The following is a 22,789-nucleotide window of genomic DNA, read 5'->3' on the forward strand; positions in this document are numbered from 1 at the left end:
TTCTCAAGCGGCCAGTCATGAATTTCTTGCAACGCATGCAAAATTCCCTTGATGACAGTCGTCTTACCGGTACCCGGTCCACCAGTCAAGACCATCAGCGGCGCTTTGACCGCTAACTCGATCGCTTCTCGCTGTTGCGCGGCATATTCCATGCCGAACTGTTCTTCGAGGTGCCCGATTGCTTCAAGGATTGTCGCGACATCGACTTCTTGTTCCGCTCCGTTTGCCATGACGCGTGCTAGTTCCTTCGCCGCGCGGACTTCCGCATAAAAGATCGTCGGTAAATACAAGCAACCTTCTTCAAGCTTGACCTTATCTTCAGCGAGCAACAGTTCGATCGCTTGTTCCAGCCGCTCTCCCGGATCTTCCCCTAGCAGACGGGGTGCCCGTTGCAATAGCGAGTCGACCGTCGCGAAGGCATGTCCCTCGCCCGCTTCTTGTTCTAATATGTGCATGATCGAAGCAGCGACACGCTCCGGGTGTAGCCCGACGAGTCCGAGGTGCGCGGCAATATGATCGGCTGTCTTAAAGCCAATCCCGTTTACTTCATACATCAAGGAATATGGATTCTCTCGTATTCGCGCCATCGCGTCCCCTTCATAAGCAGCATAAATCTTTGCCGCTAGCTTCGGTGTGACATCAAATGGCGCTAGAAACAGCATTAATTGATCGACACCGTATAACGTGGCGAGTCGACTCAAGATGATGTCAGCTTGTTTTTGTTTTAACCCAGGCACCTGATTCAGTACCCGTTCATCCTTCAAGATGAGATCCACTGCCTCTTCTCCGAGAGCATCGACGATATTTTTCGCTGTCTTCGGACCAATGCCGGTGAACGAACCATTCGTCAAGAAGCGGATCGTCGCATGTTTTGTCATCGGAACCGATCGACGAATCAGCTCCGCCTTCAGTTGTTTTCCGAAGCGAGGATGATCAACGAGACGACCGAATGCTTGATACGTTCCTCCGAGTTCGATTCCGACTCCTGTACCTGTAATGACGAGCTCGGTTTCTTTTAACTCAAAGTTCTTTTCTTTGACGGCGACCAATACAATGGAGTGTGCTTCTTCTTCAGAAGAAAAGAGCACACGTTTGACGCGCCCGACGACTTGATGGGGGTGCTCCATCACTCCACCTTCTTTCTCTCTTTTTCATTCGCTGCTTTCATCATAGCATTCGTTTACCGGATTTTAAATCAGGGAAAGATACCGTGAACCATTTCGTTAAGAGGAGGAGTTTAAGGATGGCACGTTTACCGATTGCAGGATTGTGTGAATTAGTACTTGAAGTCGAGGATATGGACCGTGCGGTCGGTTTTTGGAATGGGACACTTGGCATTCCGATCGTCGAGCAATGGGCTCCTGAGGATGCGGAACCAAGTAAAGAACAATCTAAACAAGACGGGGTTTGGGCAACGTGGCTTTACATCGGCGGTAACACTCGACTCGGTCTGTGGCTGAAACGGGACTTCACGATGGAAGAACGGACCGTCAAACACTTACCAGTGTCCGAATGGGACACGTTGTACGATGAAGGTGGTGTCCATGTTCATTGTGCCTTTTACGTTGAAAAGAACGAGTTCCAGCAAGCCTTGAATCAATTGCGGGAAGCATCGATTACCGTGAAGCTCAGAGAATGGGACGAACAGGAGACATCGAATCAAAAAGAGCATTCTGCTTATTTCAAGGATACAGAAAATAACGTCATCGAACTGTATACGAAAAACATGGATGAAGCCTATGAAGACTTTTCCGGACCTCCACTTCGCGTCATTCGTGAAGTCGGGAATTAAATAGCGTAAAAAAGACGACTCCATTTGGAATCGTCTTTTTTGAATCAGTCTGCTTGTTTTAATAACGCATCCATCTTCGCTTTCGCATCTCGTGCAAGGGCGTGTTCCGGCTGATAGGCAAGAACGGCTTCAAGTTCTGCGTAACACGCTTCCTGTTGACCGAGGAAGGCAAGGGCGATCGCATAGTTATAGCGTGCATCTGTATGCGTTTCGTCCAGCATCAAGACATGCTCGAACATCTCGACCGCTTCTTCCAACTTCTCGTTTTGCGCTAAGGCAAGTCCGTATTGGAATGCGATCTCGATATCGACACCGTTTAGTTCTGACGCGCGTTGTAAACGAGGTAAGCCGCGTACTGGATCACCGAGTTTTTGATACGTCATCCCTAGCATGAAATGGAGATCAGCGTCATCAAGTCCATATAATAAGGCTGCGCGCAATGATTCCTCTGCTTCGACGAGTTGATCGGCAGCAAAGAACAGAGCACCTTTCGCATAATAGGCACTCGCGAACGTATTATCGATCATCAGTGCCCGGTCATAAAAACGAAGGGCACGATCAGCGTCGTTCATCGATTGCAGTAATGTTCCAAGATTGACGTATGCTGTCGGATCTTTTGGGTTTTGTTCGATCGCATCATTAAAAGCTTGCGCTGCTAATTCATAATTTCCAGCTTCTAGATGCCGGAACCCTACTTCATTATAGTTCATCTTCTTTTGCTCCTTACGCTAGATAAGCGAGGCGTTCGCCTGCTTTATAGGCTGCATCGATCGTCGCACCACCGAGGCAGATGTCTCCATCATAGAACACGACCGCTTGTCCTGGTGTGATCGCCCGTTGACGTTCGTCAAACGAAACATCGAGTCCATCTTCAAGGACACGAACCGTGACGGCTGTGTCTTGTTGACGGTAACGGAATTTTGCTGTGCAACGGAATGTCTCACCGACTGGACGTTCTGATGTCCAACTGACATCTGAAGCAAGTAATCCTTCCGAATACAATAATTCGTTATGGAATCCTTGATCGATATAGAGAATGTTCTCTTTTAGGTTTTTTCCGACGACGAACCAAGGTTCTCCGTCTCCACCGATACCAAGCCCGTGGCGTTGCCCCATCGTATAGTACATCAATCCATCGTGACGACCCATGACGTTGCCGTCAAGCGTCCGCATCTCACCGGGTTGTGCCGGTAGGTATTGACCGAGGAACTGTTTAAAGTTCCGCTCGCCAATGAAGCAAATACCGGTCGAGTCTTTTTTCTTAGCTGTTGCAAGGTTCGCTTCTTCTGCAATCCGGCGCACTTCTGATTTTTCCATGTGACCGATTGGGAACATCGCCTTCGCGATTTGCTCTTGCGACAATTGATTCAAGAAATACGTTTGATCTTTATTTGCATCCACGCCTCGAAGCAATTTATGTTCTCCATCTTCATAGATAGCACGTGCATAATGACCTGTTGCGACGAAATCGGCACCAAGGCGCATCGCGTGATCGAGGAACGCTTTGAACTTGATTTCCTTGTTACACATGACGTCTGGATTCGGTGTCCGACCGAGTTTATATTCATCGAGGAAGTACGTGAAGACCTTATCCCAGTACTCTTTTTCAAAATTGACCGCATAATACGGAATGCCGATTTGATTGGCTACGGCGATGACGTCTTCATAATCTTCCGTCGCCGTACAAAAGCCGTTCTCATCCGTGTCATCCCAGTTTTTCATGAAGATCCCGATGACGTTATAGCCTTGCTCTTTTAATAAATGAGCCGTCACAGACGAATCGACACCGCCCGACATCCCAACGACGACTGTCGTTTCACTCGGGGCTTTCGCTCGTGTATTCATTCATTTCACCTCTTAGTTAATTCTGAAACGATTTTACGACATCTTGCAAGGCTTGTGCGAGTAGTTCGACTTGCGGAACATCATTTCCGTGCCCAAAGCTGATCCGAACAGATGCGCGCGTTCGTTCATCTTCGCCATACATCGCCGACAGGACATGCGAAGGTTCGACAGACCCTGCCGTACATGCACTCCCACTCGATACCGCCATCTGCCGCATATCGAGCATGATCAAGAACGGTTCGATCTCGATTTGCGGGAAATAAAGATTGAGGACATTCGGTAATCCCTCGATACCGTTGACTTCATACTTGATACCACTTTCATCTAATCGAGTCAGCAAGACGGTACGCAACTGTGTGATCTGATCCTGTTGTTGATCACGCTCCGCTACCATCAGTTCGAGCGCCTTCGCTAAACCGACGATTCCCGGTACGTTCTCTGTACCAGCACGACGCTTGCGTTCTTGTTCTCCGCCGAACGTGTGAGGTGCTAACTTCACACCAGTCCGCACGTACAATAGTCCGATTCCCTTTGGACCGTTAATTTTATGAGCAGACGCGGATAAGAGATCGACCTGTAACGCTTCAACATCGATTGCTTGTTTGCCGAACACTTGCACCGCATCCGTATGAAACAAAATACCGCGTTCCCGTAAAAATTGACCGAATGTCGCAATTGGCTGGATCGTTCCGACTTCATTGTTACCAAACATGATCGAGACGAGTATCGTATCTTCCCGAACTGCTTCTTGTAAGGCAGTCAACGACACAACGCCAGACGACGGTACATCGAGATATGTGACATCATAGCCTTGCTTTTCAAGCTCTTCGAACGCACGGAGTACGGCATGATGCTCAAACCGTGTCGTAATGAGATGACGCCCTTTTTCAAGCGCTGCCTCAGCCGCACCGAAGATGGCGTAGTTATCCGACTCCGTTCCACCACTCGTGAAAATCAGTTCGGTTGGTTTCGCATTTAATTCTTGTGCGATCTGTCGGCGTGCATTGTCGATCGCCGCCCGAGCAGAACGACCAGCCGCATGGACACTTGATGGATTCCCGTACTGTTCGAGCAAATAAGGCGTCATCGCCTCAAGGACTTCTGGACGCATCGGCGTCGTCGCCGAATGGTCAAAGTAATTCATTCGTATTCACCTCTCAAATATAGAACATGTATCCTGTATCGTCTTCTTCTGCTAAGTCTTGTAGTGTCGTTGAATCGAGTACTTGATCGACCGCTTGTTGGATTTTATCCCAAAGTTTGCGTTTCGTGACCTCGTCACAAGCATCGACTTCGACGACGACGAGTGGTCCTTCAAGCAGGCGGATGATTTCACCCGCCGTAATGTTTTGTGCTTCACGACCGAGCTTATCCCCGCCATAAGCGCCGCGGACACTTTTGACGAGACCCCCATTTCGAAGTGGTGCGATCAATTGCTCGAGGTAGTGCTCTGATAAATCATACATCTGGGCGATTTTTTTTAAGGACAATGGTTTTGATTCAGCTTCTTTTGCGAGTGCGATCATGATCGTCAGACCATATCGCCCTTTCGTCGAGATTTTCATCATGCGAAGGATCATCCTTTCTAGTATAGTAGTAGCTAAAAGTGGAAGGAGCGTATGTGTATGGCACATTTATTTGAATCCCAGTCTCCTGCCGGACCGCTCGCAAATCGGATGCGTCCGCAGAATCTGGATGAAATCGTCGGACAACGCCATCTAATCGGAGAGACGACGCTTTTGCGGCGCGCCATCTTAGCCGACCGTCTCGGGACCGTCATTTTTTACGGTCCACCGGGCACCGGTAAGACGACGCTCGCACGTGTCATTTCCAGTTATACGAAATCAGCATTCGAGCAATTGAATGCGGTCACGGCAAAACTGGAACAATTACGGGAGATTTTAAAAGCAGCCGAGGCTCGTCTTCAGTTCGAGGATCAAAAAACGATCCTCTTTCTCGATGAGATCCATCGGTTCAATAAGATGCAGCAAGACGCCTTACTGCCGGCACTTGAGGCGGGTACGATCACGTTGATCGGTGCGACGACTGAAAATCCGAGTTTTGAAGTCAATGCTGCTCTCTTATCACGAGCAACGGTATTTCGTTTCGAGCCCCCGACGGCAGACGATTTACGAATCGTCCTCGACCGAACCCTGAAGGACGAAGAGCGTGGTCTTGGCAAATATCCGATCACGATCACGGAGGACGCGATCGATCATTACGTCAAGTTGTCAGATGGCGATTACAGGGCATTATTGAATGCGCTCGAACTCGCCGTCTTGACGACTCCGGAAATCGATGGTCAAATCACGATCGATCTCGCTGTCGCGGAGGAATCGATTCAGCAAAAGGCATTGAAGTATGATAAGGACGGCGATCGTCATTATGATGTCATCTCCGCTTTCATTAAATCGATTCGTGGTTCCGATCCGGACGCCGCGCTCTACTGGCTCGCCGTCATGATTGAAGCCGGTGAAAGTCCCCGTTTCATCGTTCGTCGTCTCTATGTCCATGCGGCAGAAGACATCGGTCTATCTGATCCGCAAGCGTTATTGATGGTCGATGCCTGTGCGCGCGCGTGCGAATACGTTGGTTTCCCGGAAGCTCGGATTCCGCTCGCTGAAACGGTCTTATATCTCGCGACAGCACCGAAATCGAATGCCGTCATCTCAGCCATTGACCAAGCATTGACGCTCGTCCGTCGTTCAGATGGTGGACCTGTTCCCCCACACCTGCGCGATGCCCATCATCCGGGTGCAGCGGCACTTGGGAATGGCGTCACCTACCAATATCCACACGACTTCGAACATGCCTATGTGCCACAGAATTATTGGCCAGAAAACCTTGCCCGGACCAAACCCATCTTTTATCGTCCAAGCCCACGCGGTTTTGAAAAACAACTGCAGGCTCGACTCGATTTTTGGAACAAACAAACAGCCACACATCAGAAAAAGCGACCATAAGGTCGCTTTTTTAACGAACGCGTTCGATCGTCACGCCAGCTTCACGGACGATCTCATTGATGACGTAGCTCGCTGCAATCAATCCACCAACTGAAGGCACGAATGCGTTCGAACTCGGCGGCATCTTCGCTTTACGAATCGCAGCTGCATCGTTTCCGACAACTTGACGGACTTCTTCAATGATCTTAACGGGCGGTTCATCGGAAAAGACAACAGGAACGCCTTTATGAATACCGGCTTTTCGAAGTTTCGTCCGGATGACCTTCGCTAATGGATCATAACTTGTATCTTTGATGTCAACGATCTTAATGCGTGTCGGATCCATCTTGTTTGCCATCCCCATGCTCGAAATGATCGGAATGTTACGTTTCTTACATTCTTGAATCAAGTGAATTTTGAACGAGACCGTGTCCGATGCATCGATGACATAATCCGGCTGCTGTTCAAAGAACGACTCGAATGTTTCTTCATTGTAGAACATCTTTAAACGAACGATTTCAAGGTCTGGATTGATTAACGCAAGACGTTCTGCCATCGCATCGACCTTCGGCTGACCGACCGTCGGAAGCAAGGCATGAATTTGTCGGTTAACGTTTGTAATATCGATATCATCCTTATCGACGAGAATCAAACGACCTACACCACTACGGGCAAGCGCTTCTGCTGAGAACGAACCAACACCGCCGATTCCCAGAATAGCGACAGACTTGGATGCCAATGCGTCAAGTCCAGTTTTACCGATTGCTAGTTCATTACGCGAAAATTGATGTAACATCTCATAACCTCACAATACTCATACTGTTTTACTCGGAATTATATCATAAAAAAAAACGTCATGCGACGTGTCGAACAATAAAATAATAAGACGATGGGACCCGAAGTGCCGTGTCGATACCTTATTTTTGAACCTGCTGTGCAGGTGGGTGTCTTATCCGATTCCTATTCGTACGTCCTCCTGCTGTGTTGCGAGGCATGTACTACTAGTTGGAACGTCAAACTCCCTATCAAAAAAGAGTGGCTCAAAGATAAAAGGCGGCTCTCGTACAATTCAGGAACCCCATCTGATGCATTTAATATAGCATCCTCCCCTCTGAAATGCAACTACTTCCCACTCCAGAAAAAGATGCTTTTTTAGGTCCAACGTTTCGTGAACTGTTGATTCGGATCATATCGTTGTTGTTGGAATGCGGGATCAAATCGTGGTGTGCGTGTTGCATTCCCAACACCCGCGATGAACGCCCAGTTGCCATAGTTCGAAGCGACATCATAGTCGATCAACTGTTGTTCGAAATATCGTGCTCCGATGCGCCAGTCCTGCTTTAATTCATGAATCAGATAACTGGCAACGATTTGTCTGCCGCGGTTCGACATCCATCCCGTCTCGCGAATCTCGTTCATGAAGGCATCGACGAACGGAACACCGGTCTTTCCTTCTATCCAACGTTCGACAGCTAGCTGGTCCGTCTTCCACGTGTATTGACCGTCTTGTAATCCACTCGACCGGAACAGACGGCTTCCTGTCTCACGCATCGTTAAATGGAAAAAGTCACGCCATAACAGTTCGAAATACAACCAATACGTTGATTCATTTGCTCCCTTTTTTCGCTCGGCTTCCTGCAATTCAGCCATGACGCGACGCGGTGACAGCGATCCGTTCGCTAGCCAGGCAGATAACTTCGAAGAATCATCTCGCAAAAAACCATTACGTGTTTCTTTATAGGTGAATACAGGCTCAGCCAGGTATTCTTGAAGACGTGCTCTCCCCGTTGATTCTCCACCACGGAACGGGAACGCGATCTCTGGATCCGCTTTGACTGATTCCTCCCTTATTAATCGAATACCGGTTGGTGGATCAAGTGGATCGTAGAAGGTTCCTTTCGCCTCGACACGTTTTCGAAACGCTGTAAAGACGCGCTTCAGTTCGTCACTTCCGATATCTTCCCGGCGATGTAGTGTCTGTGTCTCAAAAGAACGGACTGTATATCTGTCTTTGACATACTGCTCACTTGCCGCTTCTTCTATTCCAGTCATCTTATGGAAATAGACGGTATCATCCGTTTGGAGATAAGAATCAAGTGCCTCATTCACCTTCCCCTCTAAAATATCTAATGCAATTCCGATTTGAGACAAATGATCGGCTAAATTCGCTAATGACTCTTCTTCGAATTTCGCTTGTTGTGCGCCTCTTTCAAACAGCTGTTCCTTATGATTTTTAACGTATACTGCCCGAATCGTATCTTGTTCTTCGCATGCGCTTCGAAGTGCTTCATGATCATCGACACGCAAATCATTGCGGTACCAGACGACTGCTCCCATATTGATCGGCTCCCTTCTCTTATACTATGACCCGACCAAGGGACTTAGAAAACCAATCGATGTGCCGACGAGGTTTTAAGACGTTGTTTTCGTGGAATATGATTACTACAACAAATCAGAGGAGTGAATGGATCAATGGCTGCAAAACGCGGTAAACTCAGAACATTAGTGACGCTTGTAACGACGGTTGGACCAATCGTTTATAAATTCTATAAAAAACAACAAGCTAAAAAATCAATCAACAATCCTAAATAAAAAATGGACGCTTCCTGATCGGAGCGTCCATTTTTTAACGTTTACTGACACCTTCACTCGCGTCGACATAAAAACGCCATGGATAGGCCGTCGCTTCTCCAGCATTTGGAATACCAATGCGTGTCGTCTGGACGATTGCATCGACCGGGTCGGCAACGAGTCGAAACCGGTCTTGATAAAGATCCTGACCTGAATCAGCAGTCGTTAGACCGAATCCTTGGCACAATTTTGCCGGTCCATTGACGAGATTTCGTCTTTGAATCGCAGTCAATTCCGCGTAGGAACAACCAAAACGGCGTTCAGCGACAAGATCGTGCCCTCTGATGATTTCGGCACCTCGTAACAGCAGTCCGTATCCTTCCCCTTCATGTCCACAAACGATATTCATACAGTGATGCATACCATACGTGAAATAAACATATAAATGTCCGGGTGGACCGAACATCGGTGCCGTTCGTTTCGTTGGTTTACCGGAAAACGAGTGTGCCGCTTGATCGTGAGGACCGAGATAGGCTTCGACCTCGACGATTCGCATCGTTACCTCATCGACCGTGATGTGTGTTCCTAAGAAGTCTGGTCCGACTTCAACTGGAGACCGTTCAAAAAAGTGTCGTTCCATCCGTTCGCCCTCCTTCATGAAACAAGCGAACCTCCCATACCGGAAGATTCGCTTGTCGTGACTTAAGATTGTTTGACTGCTGTACGAATTGAGAGATCATTTAATTGCGCATCCGAGACTGGGCTTGGTGCTGCCGTCAACAGATCACTTGCTGATGCTGTTTTCGGGAAGGCAATTGTATCACGCAAGTTCGAACGCCCTGCGAGTAACATGACGAGACGGTCTAGACCAAGTGCGATCCCCGCATGTGGTGGTGTTCCGTATTCGAATGCTTCCATCAAGAAGCCGAATTGCTCGTTTGCTTCTTCTTCTGAGAAGCCAAGCAACTTGAACATCCGCTCCTGGATATCCCGTTCATAAATCCGTTGTGATCCACCGCCGAGCTCATATCCGTTTAAGACGAGGTCATACGCGACGGCGAGGACTTTGCCAGGATCCGTCTCGAGCAATTCGAGATCCTCACGACGCGGCATCGTGAACGGGTGGTGATTCGCATAGAAACGACCATCTTCTTCTTCGTACGTGACAAGTGGGAAGTCTGTCACCCAAAGGAAGTTGAAGACCGACTCATCAATTAAGTCGAGTTCCTTCGCCAACTTCTGACGGAGCGCACCTAAGCTGTCTGCTACGATCGATGCTTTTGCTGCGACGAACAACAACAAGTCGCCTGCTTCCGCATCTGTCGCCGCTGTCAAGCGAGCGGTTGCTTCTTCGTCGAAGAACTTCGCGATTGGACCATTCAATCCGTCCGCTGTCACTTTGACCCATGCGAGACCTTTTGCACCGTAAATCGCCGTAAATTCTTGTAACTTATCGATGTCTTTTCGTGAGAAGCGTTCAGCTGCACCTTTGACGTTCAATGCTTTGACTTCTCCACCTGCTTCAAGTGCCATATCGAATACTTTGAATCCTGCTCCTTTGACGGCATCCGCGACATCGATCAATTCGAGACCGAAGCGTGTATCCGGTTTATCCGAACCATACCGGCTCATTGCTTCTGCATACGGCATCCGTGGGAATGGTGTCACGATATCTTTTCCGAGCGTTTCTTTCATGACGCGTGTCATCATCGACTCCATCATGGCATACAAGTCTTCGATGTCCATGAAGCTTGTCTCGATGTCGACTTGCGTGAATTCAGGTTGACGGTCTGCACGTAAGTCTTCATCACGGAAACAACGTGCGATTTGGAAGTACCGCTCAAAACCAGACACCATCAGCAATTGTTTGAACAATTGTGGAGATTGTGGCAAGGCGTAGAACTCGCCCGGGTGAACCCGGCTTGGGACGAGATAGTCACGTGCGCCTTCTGGCGTTGATTTCGTTAAGATCGGTGTCTCGACTTCAAGGAAGTCTTGCTCATCGAGGAAGTTCCGCATGATGTTCGATGCTTTCGAACGGAGACGGAATGTCTCTTGGAGCGATGGGCGACGCAAGTCGAGGTAACGGTATTTAAGACGTAAATCTTCTGACGTCTGCTCCGCTTCTTCACTGATCGGGAACGGTGTCATCTTCGCTGCGTTTAAGATGACGACTTCATCCGCGACGACCTCGACTTGTCCAGTCGGAATGTTCGGGTTCGGATTCTCACGTGCGATGACATGTCCTTTAATATCGAGGACATATTCCGAACGAATCGATTCGGCAAGACGGTGTGCCTGCTCGTTTTCCGGTTGGAAGACGATTTGGACGATGCCACTACGGTCACGGAGATCAAGGAAGATCAATCCTCCTAAGTCACGTCGTTTTTGAACCCATCCTTTAAGTTGAACGTGTTGTCCGATGACTTCTTCTGTCACCTGTCCGTTCATATGCGTGCGTCCGATCATTGTGCTTCCTCCTTTAATTTCGCGACGATCGTATCAGCGACTGCTGATAACGGAACGTCCGTCTGTTCCCCTGTAGCCATGTTTTTGAGGGCAGCTGCACCACGCTCGACTTCTTCATCCCCGAGGATGACCGTGTAACGTGCTTTCAAGCGATCTGCTGCCTTAAATTGTCCTTTGAACTTCCGACCGAGATAATCGCGATCCGCGACAAGTCCTTCAAGACGCATCAATTGTAAGAGACGTGTTGCTGTCTTTTCGACTTCGTCACTGCCTTGCGCGACGATGAAGACGTCGATTTGATCGTCGACTGCCGGTAAGACGTTCTCATTCTCAAGCGCCATCAATAAACGCTCGATACCGATTCCGAATCCGATTCCCGGTGTTGCTGGTCCACCGATCTGTTCGACGAGACCGTTGTAACGACCACCACCACACAGTGTCGTGATTGCTCCGAAGCCTTCTGCTTCAGACATGATTTCAAACGCCGTGTGATTGTAATAGTCGATTCCGCGAACGAGCGTCGGGTCAACGACATACTCGATGCCGAGTGCATCTAAGTGAAGCAAAACTTCGTCGAAATACGCTTTTGATGCCGGGTTTAAGTAATCGAGAATCGATGGTGCTGTTGCCATGCTCGGGTGATCGCGGTCGACCTTACAATCAAGGACACGAAGTGGATTCGTTTCGAGACGGTTCTGACAGTCCTGACATAATTCGTGAACGACTGGTTTAAAGTGAGCGACAAGTGCTGCCCGGTGTGCGGCGCGACTTTCGTTATCCCCGAGCGTGTTGATGACCAGTTTAAGATGCTTCAATCCGAATGAACGGTAGATGCTCATCGCGAGACTGATGACTTCCGCATCGATGGCCGGTTGTTCACTTCCGAGTGCTTCAACTCCGTATTGGTGGAGCTGACGGAAACGTCCTGCTTGCGGACGTTCATAACGGAACATCGGGCCGATATAGAACAATTTCGTTGGTTGGTTCGGTGAACCGAAAAGTTTGTTCGTCACGAATGAACGAACGACGGCAGCCGTTCCTTCCGGGCGTAACGTCAACTGGTCTTTTCCGCGTTTCTCAAGCATGAACATCTCTTTTTGAACGATATCCGTCGTCTCACCAACGCCACGTTTGAAAAGTTCTGTCTCCTCAAAAATCGGCGTCCGGATTTCCTTATAGTTGTAACGCTTACTAATTTCACGTAATTGTTGTTCGATGTACTGCCAACGTTCGACTGTTCCTGGAAGGACATCAAACGTACCGCGTGGTAATTTCATCTCAAATTCCTCCTTTTTTGAATACAAAAAAGTTCTCGTCCGCAAAGGGACGAGAACTTGAAGATCCCGTGGTACCACCCTGGTTGTCAAATCACATTTGACCACTCGGTGCAGTTAACGCCTGCGTACGACCTTCCCTACTATCGGTTCAGGAAGATACCTCGGAAGGGTCTTTCATCGAGTTCGTCTGTTCGCCCTTTCAGCCAAGGGGCGACTCTCTAAGCAGACGAGGTCTTGATTACTCCTCTTCGTCTTCGGTCGTATGAATCATTTGGTTACGTCTAATATTGCCTCGTCTCTCGGTTCCTGTCAAGCGTTTGCTTCTTTTTCAAGAATCAACGTTACAGGTCCATCATTAATGAGCGCGATATCCATCATGGCACCGAACTGACCTGTCTCGACCGTCAGTCCTTGCGCACGAAGACGTTCATTGAACGCTTCATACAACTCATTGGCAACATCCGGTTTCGCCGCTTCCGTGAAGGCTGGACGACGTCCTTTTTTGACATCACCATACAGCGTGAACTGCGAGACGGATAGAATCTGACCGTCGACATCCTGTAACGAGCGATTCATCCGTTCTTCCTCATCTTCAAACACACGGAGTCCTGCGATTTTATCAGCTAACCAGTTCACCTGATCGATCGTGTCTTCGTGTGTGACACCGACGAGCAAGAGAAATCCTTGCTTGATTTGACCGATGACCTCCTGATTGACTGTGACACTTGCTTCTTTGACTCGTTGTAATACAACTCGCACGACGGATCCGCTCCTTACGTCATCATGACGCGATGTACAGCATACACGTCAGAGATTTGTTTAATTCGATCGACGACTTTTTGTAGATGATTGACATTATTGATCGCAATCGTCATCGTGATTTTGGCTTGTTTACTGTCGTCGCCCTTCCCACTGACAGCGACGATGTTCGTATTCGTTGCAGATACCGACTGCAAGACATCATTCAACAATCCTGCCCGGTCAAATCCAGAAATTTCGATTTCGACGTTATAACTCTTGACGGCTTTACCTTCATGTTCCCACTCGACTTCGAGCAGACGTTCTGGATTTTGTTCGTGAATGACGTTCAAACAGTCCGTCCGATGAATTGAGACGCCACGCCCACGCGTGATATATCCGACGATATCGTCCCCTGGAACCGGATTACAACAACGACTCATGCGAACGAGCATGTTATCGATGCCTTTGACCCGAACCCCTTCCGGATTTTCCTTTTTCGGACGATCGAACGTCTTCATCTCACTGATTGCTTCGTTCAGTTCTAGATTTTTGGATTCTTTGTCTTTGCGTAATTTTTCCGTTAATTTATGCGCGACTTGGGCAGCAGTCAGACCATGATAGCCAACAGCAGCGTACATGTCTTCTTCTTGCGAGAAGTTGAACTTCCGCGTCACGTCTTCGAGCGTCTTCTCATTGATGACTTCTTTCGGCTCAAAGCCAAGCTTCTTCACTTCTGCTTCGATCAGTTCCCGTCCTTTTGAGACGTTCTCTTCGCGTTGCTGACGTTTGAACCATTGACGGATTTTATTTTTCGCCTGACTCGACACACAAATCTTGAGCCAATCCTTACTTGGACCATAACTATGCTTCGACGTGACAATTTCGATGATGTCACCTGTCTTTAGCTTATAGTCGATCGGTACCATCCGTCCGTTGACTTTCGCTCCGATCGTCCGGTGACCAATTTCCGTATGAATTCGGTAGGCATAATCAATCGGAACAGAACCTTTCGGCAACTCGATGACGTCACCTTTTGGTGTGAAGACGTACAGCATGTCACTGAAGAAGTCGACTTTGACCGATTCCATGAATTCCTCGGCATCTGCCGTGTCCTTCTGTAACTCCAAAATCTCGCGGAAGTGAGCAATCTTATCCTCAAACCCAGATTTTGCTTCCTGTTCCTTACCTTCTTTATACGCCCAGTGAGCGGCAATCCCGTACTCGGCAATGAAATGCATGTCTCGCGTCCGAATTTGGACCTCGAGCGGCTCGCCTTTCGGTCCGATGACCGTCGTATGCAGCGATTGATACATGTTCGGCTTCGGCATCGCGATATAATCCTTGAAGCGTCCCGGCATCGGTTTATACTGCGTATGAATGATTCCGAGTACAGCGTAACAATCTTTGATCGAGTCAACAATGATGCGAACAGCCATCAAATCATAGATTTCACTGAACTCTTTTTTCGAGTTTTGCATCTTATTATAAATGGAATAGATATGCTTCGGACGTCCATCGACTTCCGCTGCAATCTGTACATCATCGAGTACTTCATTGACCTCTTCAATAACCGAACTAACGAGCGCTTCTCGTTCCGTCCGTTTTTGTTTCATCATCGAAACGATCCGGTAGTATTGTTGCGGATTGATGTAGCGCAAACTGATGTCCTCGAGTTCCCATTTGATCGTCGAAATCCCGAGACGATGTGCAAGTGGCGCGAAGATTTCAAGCGTCTCTTCTGCTTTTTGCACTTGCTTTTCCTTGACCATATGTTGCAACGTCCGCATATTGTGCAAACGGTCAGCCAGTTTGATCAAGATGACACGAATGTCTTCCGCCATCGCGATGAACATCTTCCGATGGTTCTCAGCTAACTCTTCGCGCTTCGATTTATATTTAATTTTCCCGAGTTTCGTGACGCCATCGACGAGCATCGCAACGTCGGGTCCGAATCGTTCGGATAATTCTTCGAGTGTAATGTCCGTATCTTCGACGACATCATGAAGAAGCGCAGCGACGATCGTCGTTGCATCCAAACCAATATCGACTAAGATACCGGCAACTTGTACCGGATGAATGATGTACGGTTCCCCTGAACGGCGGAATTGTCCATCATGTTCGTCTTTCGCGAATTGGTAAGCACGTTCGATGTCTTTGACTTCAACTTGCGTCATGTATTCCGCACATCGAGCGAGAAGGTCTTCTACATTTACGATTTGTTTATTTGTCATCCCTTTTCCTCACCCAGTCCCCGGGATCGTCTGCAACGGAATCCCTAATATATAATTCTTATTATCGTGAAATCTTGAGAAGATGTCAAAATAAAAAGAAATACCCCCTTGGTCATCAAGTACCAAGAGAGTATAGTGTCTTCAGTCTTCGTAGCGAATCAATGAAAGAATGTCATATCCTTCGAGTTTCTCACGCCCGCCAAGACCATCGAGTTCAATTAAGAATCCGATTCCGGCAACTGTTCCGCCTAATTTTTCGATCATTTGGATCGTTGCTTCGATCGTACCACCTGTCGCAAGCAAATCGTCAAGGATGACGACGCGTTGTCCCGGTTGGATTGCATCTTCGTGCATCGTCAAGACGTCTTTTCCGTACTCAAGACCATACTCGACACGGACTGTCTCACGCGGTAATTTTCCTTCTTTACGAACAGGAACGAATCCGATTTCCATCGCGTAAGCTGCTGGGCAACCAACGACGAATCCACGTGCTTCTGGACCTGCGATGACATCTGCGCCTTTACTGCGTGCATACTCAACGAGCGCATCGACCGATTGTTTATACGCCGGTCCGTTTTGCATGAGTGATGTGATGTCCTTGAAACTGATTCCTTCTTTCGGCCAATTCTCGACCTCTTTTATATGCTGTTTGAACTCCATGTCTTTTCCTCCTGCTTCGCCGCTTCTACCAAAGTATCAAAACGCTCTTTCAACTGAGCGAGTGACGAATAAATGTATTGTTGCTCGAGCTCTTGACGCGCTTCATGACGCTGGTATGTCGGTGCTTCCGTCAGATCTCGTTTTGCAGCATTTGGGTTCACACCCGGCAGCCCGTCCTCCATTGTAACAAGAAAATCAAGTTCCGAGAATACCGAATGCATAAAGTTAATCGATCGTTTCGTCCATTTTCGCGATTTTGACAAACGTACGAGACCTATCCGGAGCTCATCCCGTGGACATTTCGCAAAATACTGGAAGTACTGTTTGAAGTCCTCACGCGATGGAATCGTCTCGAAATAATAGCCTTCATCCTTAAAGGCACAATAAATCCGCTCTGCTTGTTGCACATATGGATAAAATGCTGCTTCCTCTTCCGGCAGGTCAAGAAAGACGATGTTTTGTCGAATCGGACCATTCAATGGACGTTCAGTGTATTTCTCCTTCATCTCATCGGTAAAGGCGACGAATGTCGTCGTCTCGTGCGGTAAGGCAAATAGATCGCTCAGCGGACGCTTACCTCCACGGTAATCAAATACTTGAACATCTTCGACAGCGACGTCTTGAATCATCAATTGAGGTTTACGGAAACCATTCCATTCATTGATGTTCAGACTGCCCATCAAGTGAATCTCCGATAAGGTTGAAACTTCATCGACGAGGTCGCCGAAGCCGAAGCCGATTGCATCGAGTTCCTTCCCGTCGCCTGATAGGAGTGCCTTGACATGCGTCAGATCACGACCGATCCGTTTCATATCGCGAATCTTCGCCTGCTCAATGACAATCCGTGGCGCGGGGTTTCCCATCCCGAACGGTGCCAGTCGCTGAATGTCTTCAATCAACTGAATCGAGACATCACTGACGTGTAGACGTAGGTCGACATCGATTGTCGCGATGAACGCGTCATCCGGTAACGTGCTCGCTTGTTCATTCAAGCGTTGACGTAACGTCTCAACGTCATCGGAAGAGAGCGTCATGCCGGCAGCAGCCGGATGTCCTCCGAAATGCGGCAAGATATCTTCACATTTCGTCAGTTCAGCGAAGAGGTCAAAGGCTGGAATCGACCGTCCAGAACCCTTCGCTGTTCCTTTTTCAGCATCATGACACAGCATGATGACAGGACGATGATATTTTTCAACGAGTCGCGAGGCGACGATGCCGACGACACCTGGGTTCCAGTCTGCCGCATCGACGACGAGGACGCGGTCATCCTTGAAGCGTTCCTCGACAAGCGCCGTTGCTTCCTCCGCAATCTGCTTGACGATATCTTGACGTTGTTTATTTTGTTGGTCGAGTTGTTTCGCGAGATGAAGTGCTTCATCTTTACTTTCTGCTAGCAACATCTCGAGCGCTGGCATCGCAGAATCAAGACGACCTGCTGCATTGATCCGTGGACCGAATGCAAATCCGACCGACTCTTCCGTTAGTTCGTCCTCAGTTAAACTGCAGACGTCACGTAACGCAAGGATACCTGGACGTTCACTTGCGTTTAGCGCCTCGATTCCACGAATCGCAAGCAAGCGGTTTTCGCCGACGAGCGGGACAAGATCGGCAATCGTTCCGAGCACGGCAAGATCGAGTAATTCGACTGGTTCACGATCAAGGAGAGCATGTGCGACTTTAAAGGCGACGCCTGCCCCAGCAAGTTTTGAGAACGGATAGTCTGGATCGACACCTGGATGGATCAAGGCAAAGGCATCGGGTAACGTTTCTTTGGCTTCGTGGTGATCGGTGATGATTAAATCGACCCCGAGTTCCTTCAGGACATCTGCTTCGTGGATACCGGAAATCCCACAGTCGACAGTGATGACGAGACTAAACCCTTCTTCCGCTGCCCAGCGAAATGCTGCTTCATTCGGTCCATAGCCTTCCGTGAATCGGTTTGGGATATAACACTCTGCCATCCCTCCAATTTCAATCAAGGCATGCCAGAGAATCGCAGCGGAACTCACACCATCGACGTCATAATCACCGTAAATTAAAATCATCTCACCTTCGTTGACGGCACGTTGAATCCGTTCAACGACTTTCGGCATGTCTTTAAAAGCAAATGGATCGTGGAATGCCATTTGATCCGTCTCTAAAAAATCACGAGCAGCTTCACGTGTCGTGAATCCCCGTTGGACAAGTAATTGTGCGACGTGCGGTGAGATCGTGCCATCCGCCGTCAATTGTTCGATTTGTTCTGAATCGATGACTTTATCAAGCCATGTTTTTTTAGCATGGTACATCTCAAACCCTCCAATCAACTTCCCCATTATAATTGAAAATCCGCACCAGCGATAGCTGATGCGGATACTCTTTTAAGAAGCGCGTTTTGTGCGACCAAGTGTCCGACCTTTCATGACGAGCCAGAGCTGCGCGGCGATGAAGATCGAAGAATACATCCCCATGATCAAACCGACAAGCAGGGCGAGACTGAATCCACGGATTGCCTCACTACCGAAGATGTAGAGTGCCGCTGCCGTCATGATGACCGTGACGACCGTATTGATCGAGCGAATGATCGTTTGTTGAATCGATTCATTGACGATGTGTGCCAATTCATCAAATGAGACTTTCCGTCCACCTTTTTCAGCAAGTCCGAGATTTTCTCGCACCCTGTCGAACGTAACGATCGTATCGTTGACAGAATACCCGATGATCGTCAGAATCGCTGCGATAAAGTACAGGTTGACCTCAATCTGGAACAGCGAGAAGAAGGCGACAATCATCAATGCATCGTGCAATAGTGCAAGCACTGTCGCAATCCCGTATAACGGTTGGAATCGGAACGAGACATAGATGACGATCCCAAGTGACGCGAGTAAGACGGCATAAATCGCGTTACGCGCGATTTCTTGACCAACTTGTGCCGAAACCGTCGAGATACTCGGTTCTTTCTTATATTCCGTTTCAATCGTTTGTTTCATTTTAGAGATTTGATTTTGGCTGAATTCCCCAACGAACGTGACGTTCGCTAGTTTTCCACCTTGAGCAAATTGGATGCCATCGATTTCCGCAGCATCAATGCCTGACTCTTCAATGACAGAGCGGACATCGGCTTCCTTGATTTGATTCTCAGAAGAAATCTCGACGCGTGTACCTTGCGTGAAGTCGATCCCGAGGTTCAGACCACGGAACGACAACAAAAGGACCGACACGATGACAAGCGCAATCGTGATTGCGAAATAGATTTTACGATGTTTGACGTAATCGAATTTCGTAGGATTAAAGCTCACGGATTTCACTCTCCTTTACACCGAACCATGATTTCTTCTTATCGAACCATCGGCTACTGACAAGGAGTTGCATCAGGTAACGTGAGACAAAAACGTTCGTGACGAACGTGACGGCGATCGAAACCATCAACATGATGGCGAATCCTTTGACCGTACTTGTACCAAAGTAGTACAACACACCAGCAGAGATCAACGTCGTTAAGTTGGCATCAAGAATCGTACCGAATGAACGACGGTTACCGGCTTTAAATGCGGACAAGACGGATTTACCACTTCGTAATTCATCCTTGATCCGCTCAGCAGTGATGATGTTCGCATCGACCGCCATCCCGACTCCAAGAACGAGTGCCGCAATCCCCGGTAATGTGAGGACAGCATTGATCCCGTTAAAGAAGATCATGACGAGATAGATGTAGAACAGCAACGTAATAATCGAAACGAATCCAGAGACCCGGTAGAACAGTAGCATGAACAAGAAGACTGCAGCTACACCGATTGCTGAGGCGAAGAGCGTCTGATCAAGTGCGTCCTGTCCAAAAGCAGCAGAGACCGACGTCGAGTAGATTTCCTCGAGTTTGACCGGCAGTGCTCCTGCGTTAAGGATTGAGGACAATTGTTTACCATACTCGGCATCGATATCGCCACCGGAAATGATTGCCTTATCCGAGTTGATTGGTTGAGTGACCGATGCATCCGAAACGATTTTCGAATTCTTCTTTTGAATCTCTTTTTCGTACGTATCACCTTTTTCGTAATCGAGCCAGATGACAAGGCGGTTCGCCGGTGCTTGCATTTGTGAGACTTTTTGAGTTACTTCATAAAATTTCTGTTTTGACTTCATCGTCAATTCGACGAGTGGTTCATTCGTATTCGGATCATATCCGACTTTTGCTCCTTTAGCTTTTAAGTCTGAACCGTCAAGCAACAACTTATCGTTGATGTCACGGAATGACAATTGTGCTGTCGAAGATAGGATTTGACGCGCTTCCGTCTGATCCTTGACGCCAGCAAGTTGAACACGAATCCGGTTGTTACCTTCGATCCGAATATCCGGTTCAGAGACACCGAGAACGTTGACACGGTTCTCAATTGCCGTCAATGTGGCACTCATCGCATTTTGGTCGATGACGTCTCCTTCTTTCAGTGGTTGTACTTCATACAAGACTTCGAAGCCACCTTTAAGGTCAAGGCCAAGCTTCGTATCCTTCAGCAACCATGACGATGTCGTACCGATCAGCACGAGCAACGCGATGACGACGATGAAGAATGTGGCAAGTTTCCCTTTCTTGATCATGCTACATTGTCCTTTCTCTAGTTCCCAGTATATTTTCAGACAACTTTGTTCTCCTACCCTAGCTTACAAAAGAAATGGTAATCTTAGCAAACGTTTTTCTCATATATAAACAGAAAAGACGCTCCGGAATCCGGAAAGCGTCTTTTCAATGCCTTATTCGACCGTTTCGTCGCCCATGACAGTCGTTGATTTTTTCGTCACTTCTGCCACAGCACTTCGGTTGAATGTCAATTGTGCGTTTCCTGACTTCAATGTCACCGTCGTGTCGTCCACTTTTTGGACAACCCCGTGAAGACCACCGATCGTTACGATCGAATCGCCGCGTGAGAGTTCATTTTGCATCTGACGCACTTGCTTCTGGCGTTTGTTCTGTGGACGGATCAACAAGAAATAGAACACCACGAAGATCAAGATCATCGGGAGGAATGTCAATAATTGTTGCATCATATTCAGCTCCTTTTATCATTCAAATCACGTTCATTATACCGTGAAAGGATTGATTTGTCAGACGATTTGTTAGAAATTCTTTGCGTTCGGTAAATTGTAACCGTATTCTTCGAAGAATTCTTCCTTGAAATCGAGCAGACGATCCTCACGAATCGCTTGACGAACGCCTTCCATCAACTTGACGAGGAAGTGAAGATTGTGTGTCGAACACAGATGAAGACCGAACGTTTCTTGCGCACGAATCAAGTGATGGATGTACGAACGTGAGTAATTCTTACACGCGTAGCAATCACAGTTCTCATCGAGCGGACGGAAATCACGTGCATATTTCGCGTTCCGAACGACAAGACGACCTTTTGAGGTCATTAACGTTCCGTTTCGTGCAATTCGTGTTGGTAAGACACAATCGAACATATCGAACATATCGATTCCGCGAATCGCGCCTTCAATCAACGCGTCCGGTGAACCAACGCCCATCAAATAACGCGGTTTGTCTTCCGGCATGAGTGGTGTCGTGAATTCGAGCGCACGGTACATGACGTCTTTCGGTTCTCCGACCGATAGACCACCGACCGCATAACCCGGGAAATCAAGCGCAATGAGGTCTTTTGCACTTTGACGACGTAAGTCTTCGTATTCTCCGCCTTGGATGATACCGAACAGCGCTTGATCATGTGGACGTTCATGCGCTGCAAGACAACGTTCTGCCCAGCGGCTTGTCCGTTCAACAGATGCTTTCATGTACTCGTGAGAAGCTGGATACGGTGGGCACTCATCAAACGCCATCATGATGTCTGAACCGAGTGCATTCTGGATTTCCATTGCTTTTTCTGGTGATAAGAACAGTTTGTCACCGTTTAAATGGTTACGAAAATGAACGCCTTCTTCCGAAATATTCCGGAGATCAGCGAGTGAGAAGACTTGGAAACCACCTGAGTCCGTGAGAATCGCGCCATCCCAGTTCATGAATTTATGCAGACCCCCTGCTTCCTTGATGACATCGTGTCCAGGACGCACCCATAAATGGTACGTGTTCGCGAGGATGATGTTCGCGTTCATGTCCTTGATTTGTTCCGGTGCCATCGTCTTGACCGTCGCTTGTGTTCCGACCGGCATGAAGACCGGTGTCTCAAAACTACCGTGCGGCGTGTGGACGATTCCTAACCGCGCTCCGGATTGTTTACATGTCTTGATATGTTCATATGTTACCGCGTGTTTTGTCATTAGTTTCGTTCCTCGTAC

Annotated in this window: 18 protein-coding genes, 1 other RNA gene, 1 pseudogene and 1 other annotated feature; of the genes and pseudogenes, 2 read left to right on the top strand and 18 right to left on the bottom strand. The window is 48.2% G+C overall.

What is annotated here, in order from left to right; all coding sequences use genetic code 11:
- On the bottom strand, positions 1-1,127 hold a 1,127-nt coding region (locus tag B4F99_RS01745; RefSeq protein WP_290754938.1), incomplete at its 3' end, for a helix-hairpin-helix domain-containing protein.
- 116 nt (positions 1,128-1,243) lie between these two features.
- Between B4F99_RS01745 and B4F99_RS01750 the strand changes: the two genes are divergently transcribed.
- Positions 1,244-1,792 (top strand): VOC family protein, encoded by a 549-nt coding sequence (locus B4F99_RS01750; protein WP_290754940.1) that lies wholly within the window; start codon positions 1,244-1,246, stop codon positions 1,790-1,792.
- 44 nt (positions 1,793-1,836) lie between these two features.
- Here the strand turns inward: B4F99_RS01750 and B4F99_RS01755 are convergent, their stop codons facing one another.
- The 4 genes from B4F99_RS01755 to cymR are packed head-to-tail and all read right to left on the bottom strand — an operon-like array spanning position 1,837 to position 5,202.
- Positions 1,837-2,502 carry a tetratricopeptide repeat protein gene (locus tag B4F99_RS01755; RefSeq protein ID WP_058703823.1) on the bottom strand — a complete coding sequence of 222 codons (666 nt, stop codon included), beginning with the start codon at positions 2,500-2,502 and terminating at the stop codon, positions 1,837-1,839.
- A gap of 13 nt (positions 2,503-2,515) precedes the next feature.
- Complete coding sequence (mnmA, locus tag B4F99_RS01760) at positions 2,516-3,637, bottom strand: tRNA 2-thiouridine(34) synthase MnmA (RefSeq protein WP_290754942.1); 1,122 nt, start codon at positions 3,635-3,637, stop codon at positions 2,516-2,518.
- A gap of 16 nt (positions 3,638-3,653) precedes the next feature.
- Positions 3,654-4,781, bottom strand: coding sequence for a cysteine desulfurase family protein (locus tag B4F99_RS01765; RefSeq protein ID WP_396136358.1), 1,128 nt, complete (start codon positions 4,779-4,781; stop codon positions 3,654-3,656).
- 13 nt (positions 4,782-4,794) lie between these two features.
- Positions 4,795-5,202, bottom strand: a complete 408-nt coding sequence (gene cymR / locus B4F99_RS01770) for a cysteine metabolism transcriptional regulator CymR (protein ID WP_290755053.1) — start codon at positions 5,200-5,202, stop codon at positions 4,795-4,797.
- 60 nt (positions 5,203-5,262) lie between these two features.
- On the opposite strand from cymR, the gene B4F99_RS01775 reads away from it, so the two are divergent.
- The gene (locus tag B4F99_RS01775) at positions 5,263-6,600 is read left to right on the top strand and encodes a replication-associated recombination protein A (RefSeq protein WP_290754944.1); all 1,338 of its coding nucleotides are present in this window, start codon (positions 5,263-5,265) and stop codon (positions 6,598-6,600) included.
- 10 nt (positions 6,601-6,610) lie between these two features.
- Here the strand turns inward: B4F99_RS01775 and B4F99_RS01780 are convergent, their stop codons facing one another.
- From B4F99_RS01780 to tgt, 13 genes and pseudogenes are all read right to left on the bottom strand, one after another.
- Positions 6,611-7,375: a tRNA threonylcarbamoyladenosine dehydratase gene (locus B4F99_RS01780; protein ID WP_023468920.1), complete on the bottom strand. Its 765-nt coding sequence runs from the start codon at positions 7,373-7,375 to the stop codon at positions 6,611-6,613.
- Between the two features lie 93 nt (positions 7,376-7,468).
- Positions 7,469-7,658: non-coding RNA, 6S RNA (ssrS, locus tag B4F99_RS01785), on the bottom strand.
- 73 nt (positions 7,659-7,731) lie between these two features.
- On the bottom strand, positions 7,732-8,916 hold the full coding sequence (locus B4F99_RS01790; RefSeq protein WP_290754946.1) for a DASH family cryptochrome: 1,185 nt from the start codon (positions 8,914-8,916) through the stop codon (positions 7,732-7,734).
- 289 nt (positions 8,917-9,205) lie between these two features.
- Positions 9,206-9,790, bottom strand: coding sequence for a DNA-3-methyladenine glycosylase (locus tag B4F99_RS01795; RefSeq protein WP_290754948.1), 585 nt, complete (start codon positions 9,788-9,790; stop codon positions 9,206-9,208).
- 62 nt (positions 9,791-9,852) lie between these two features.
- Positions 9,853-11,619 (bottom strand): aspartate--tRNA ligase, encoded by a 1,767-nt coding sequence (gene aspS, locus B4F99_RS01800; RefSeq protein ID WP_035406533.1) that lies wholly within the window; start codon positions 11,617-11,619, stop codon positions 9,853-9,855.
- Positions 11,616-12,896 (bottom strand): histidine--tRNA ligase, encoded by a 1,281-nt coding sequence (gene hisS / locus B4F99_RS01805; RefSeq protein ID WP_214853092.1) that lies wholly within the window; start codon positions 12,894-12,896, stop codon positions 11,616-11,618. Before hisS ends, aspS begins: the two co-directional genes overlap by 4 nt.
- Positions 12,897-12,938: 42 nt before the next feature.
- Positions 12,939-13,160: a binding site (T-box leader), on the bottom strand.
- A gap of 45 nt (positions 13,161-13,205) precedes the next feature.
- Positions 13,206-13,655, bottom strand: a complete 450-nt coding sequence (gene dtd, locus B4F99_RS01810; RefSeq protein WP_214853089.1) for a D-aminoacyl-tRNA deacylase — start codon at positions 13,653-13,655, stop codon at positions 13,206-13,208.
- Positions 13,656-13,669: 14 nt separating this feature from the next.
- Entirely contained in the window at positions 13,670-15,868 is a 2,199-nt protein-coding gene (locus B4F99_RS01815) for a RelA/SpoT family protein (protein ID WP_290754952.1), read from the bottom strand.
- 141 nt (positions 15,869-16,009) lie between these two features.
- On the bottom strand, positions 16,010-16,528 hold the full coding sequence (locus B4F99_RS01820; RefSeq protein ID WP_035406521.1) for an adenine phosphoribosyltransferase: 519 nt from the start codon (positions 16,526-16,528) through the stop codon (positions 16,010-16,012).
- Positions 16,507-18,816, bottom strand: a complete 2,310-nt coding sequence (gene recJ, locus B4F99_RS01825; RefSeq protein WP_290754955.1) for a single-stranded-DNA-specific exonuclease RecJ — start codon at positions 18,814-18,816, stop codon at positions 16,507-16,509. The genes B4F99_RS01820 and recJ overlap by 22 nt, the downstream gene beginning before the upstream one ends.
- 72 nt (positions 18,817-18,888) lie before the next feature.
- Positions 18,889-21,097, bottom strand: a pseudogene (secD, locus tag B4F99_RS01830) (protein translocase subunit SecD).
- 156 nt (positions 21,098-21,253) lie between these two features.
- Complete coding sequence (gene yajC / locus B4F99_RS01835) at positions 21,254-21,544, bottom strand: preprotein translocase subunit YajC (RefSeq protein WP_214853065.1); 291 nt, start codon at positions 21,542-21,544, stop codon at positions 21,254-21,256.
- Between the two features lie 72 nt (positions 21,545-21,616).
- The gene (tgt, locus tag B4F99_RS01840; protein WP_290755055.1) at positions 21,617-22,771 is read right to left on the bottom strand and encodes a tRNA guanosine(34) transglycosylase Tgt; all 1,155 of its coding nucleotides are present in this window, start codon (positions 22,769-22,771) and stop codon (positions 21,617-21,619) included.
- Between the last annotated feature and the right edge of the window lie 18 nt (positions 22,772-22,789).

Origin of the sequence: Exiguobacterium sp. UBA3491 (assembly GCF_002377745.1) — a bacterium.
Taxonomy (GTDB): Bacteria; Bacillota; Bacilli; order Exiguobacteriales; family Exiguobacteriaceae; genus Exiguobacterium_A.

Excerpts from the sequence above, each read along its gene's own strand:
- recJ (WP_290754955.1), bottom strand. The coding sequence starts at position 18,816 with ATGTACCATGCTAAAAAAACATGGCTTGATAAAGTCATCGATTCAGAA.
- aspS (WP_035406533.1), bottom strand. The coding sequence starts at position 11,619 with ATGATCGGACGCACGCATATGAACGGACAGGTGACAGAAGAAGTCATC.
- B4F99_RS01775 (WP_290754944.1), top strand. The coding sequence starts at position 5,263 with ATGGCACATTTATTTGAATCCCAGTCTCCTGCCGGACCGCTCGCAAAT.
- B4F99_RS01795 (WP_290754948.1), bottom strand. The coding sequence starts at position 9,790 with ATGGAACGACACTTTTTTGAACGGTCTCCAGTTGAAGTCGGACCAGAC.
- cymR (WP_290755053.1), bottom strand. The coding sequence starts at position 5,202 with ATGAAAATCTCGACGAAAGGGCGATATGGTCTGACGATCATGATCGCA.
- B4F99_RS01765 (WP_396136358.1), bottom strand. The coding sequence starts at position 4,781 with ATGAATTACTTTGACCATTCGGCGACGACGCCGATGCGTCCAGAAGTC.
- B4F99_RS01755 (WP_058703823.1), bottom strand. The coding sequence starts at position 2,502 with ATGAACTATAATGAAGTAGGGTTCCGGCATCTAGAAGCTGGAAATTAT.
- mnmA (WP_290754942.1), bottom strand. The coding sequence starts at position 3,637 with ATGAATACACGAGCGAAAGCCCCGAGTGAAACGACAGTCGTCGTTGGG.
- tgt (WP_290755055.1), bottom strand. The coding sequence starts at position 22,771 with ATGACAAAACACGCGGTAACATATGAACATATCAAGACATGTAAACAA.
- B4F99_RS01815 (WP_290754952.1), bottom strand. The coding sequence starts at position 15,868 with ATGACAAATAAACAAATCGTAAATGTAGAAGACCTTCTCGCTCGATGT.
- yajC (WP_214853065.1), bottom strand. The coding sequence starts at position 21,544 with ATGCAACAATTATTGACATTCCTCCCGATGATCTTGATCTTCGTGGTG.
- B4F99_RS01820 (WP_035406521.1), bottom strand. The coding sequence starts at position 16,528 with ATGGAGTTCAAACAGCATATAAAAGAGGTCGAGAATTGGCCGAAAGAA.
- hisS (WP_214853092.1), bottom strand. The coding sequence starts at position 12,896 with ATGAAATTACCACGCGGTACGTTTGATGTCCTTCCAGGAACAGTCGAA.
- B4F99_RS01780 (WP_023468920.1), bottom strand. The coding sequence starts at position 7,375 with ATGTTACATCAATTTTCGCGTAATGAACTAGCAATCGGTAAAACTGGA.
- B4F99_RS01750 (WP_290754940.1), top strand. The coding sequence starts at position 1,244 with ATGGCACGTTTACCGATTGCAGGATTGTGTGAATTAGTACTTGAAGTC.
- B4F99_RS01790 (WP_290754946.1), bottom strand. The coding sequence starts at position 8,916 with ATGGGAGCAGTCGTCTGGTACCGCAATGATTTGCGTGTCGATGATCAT.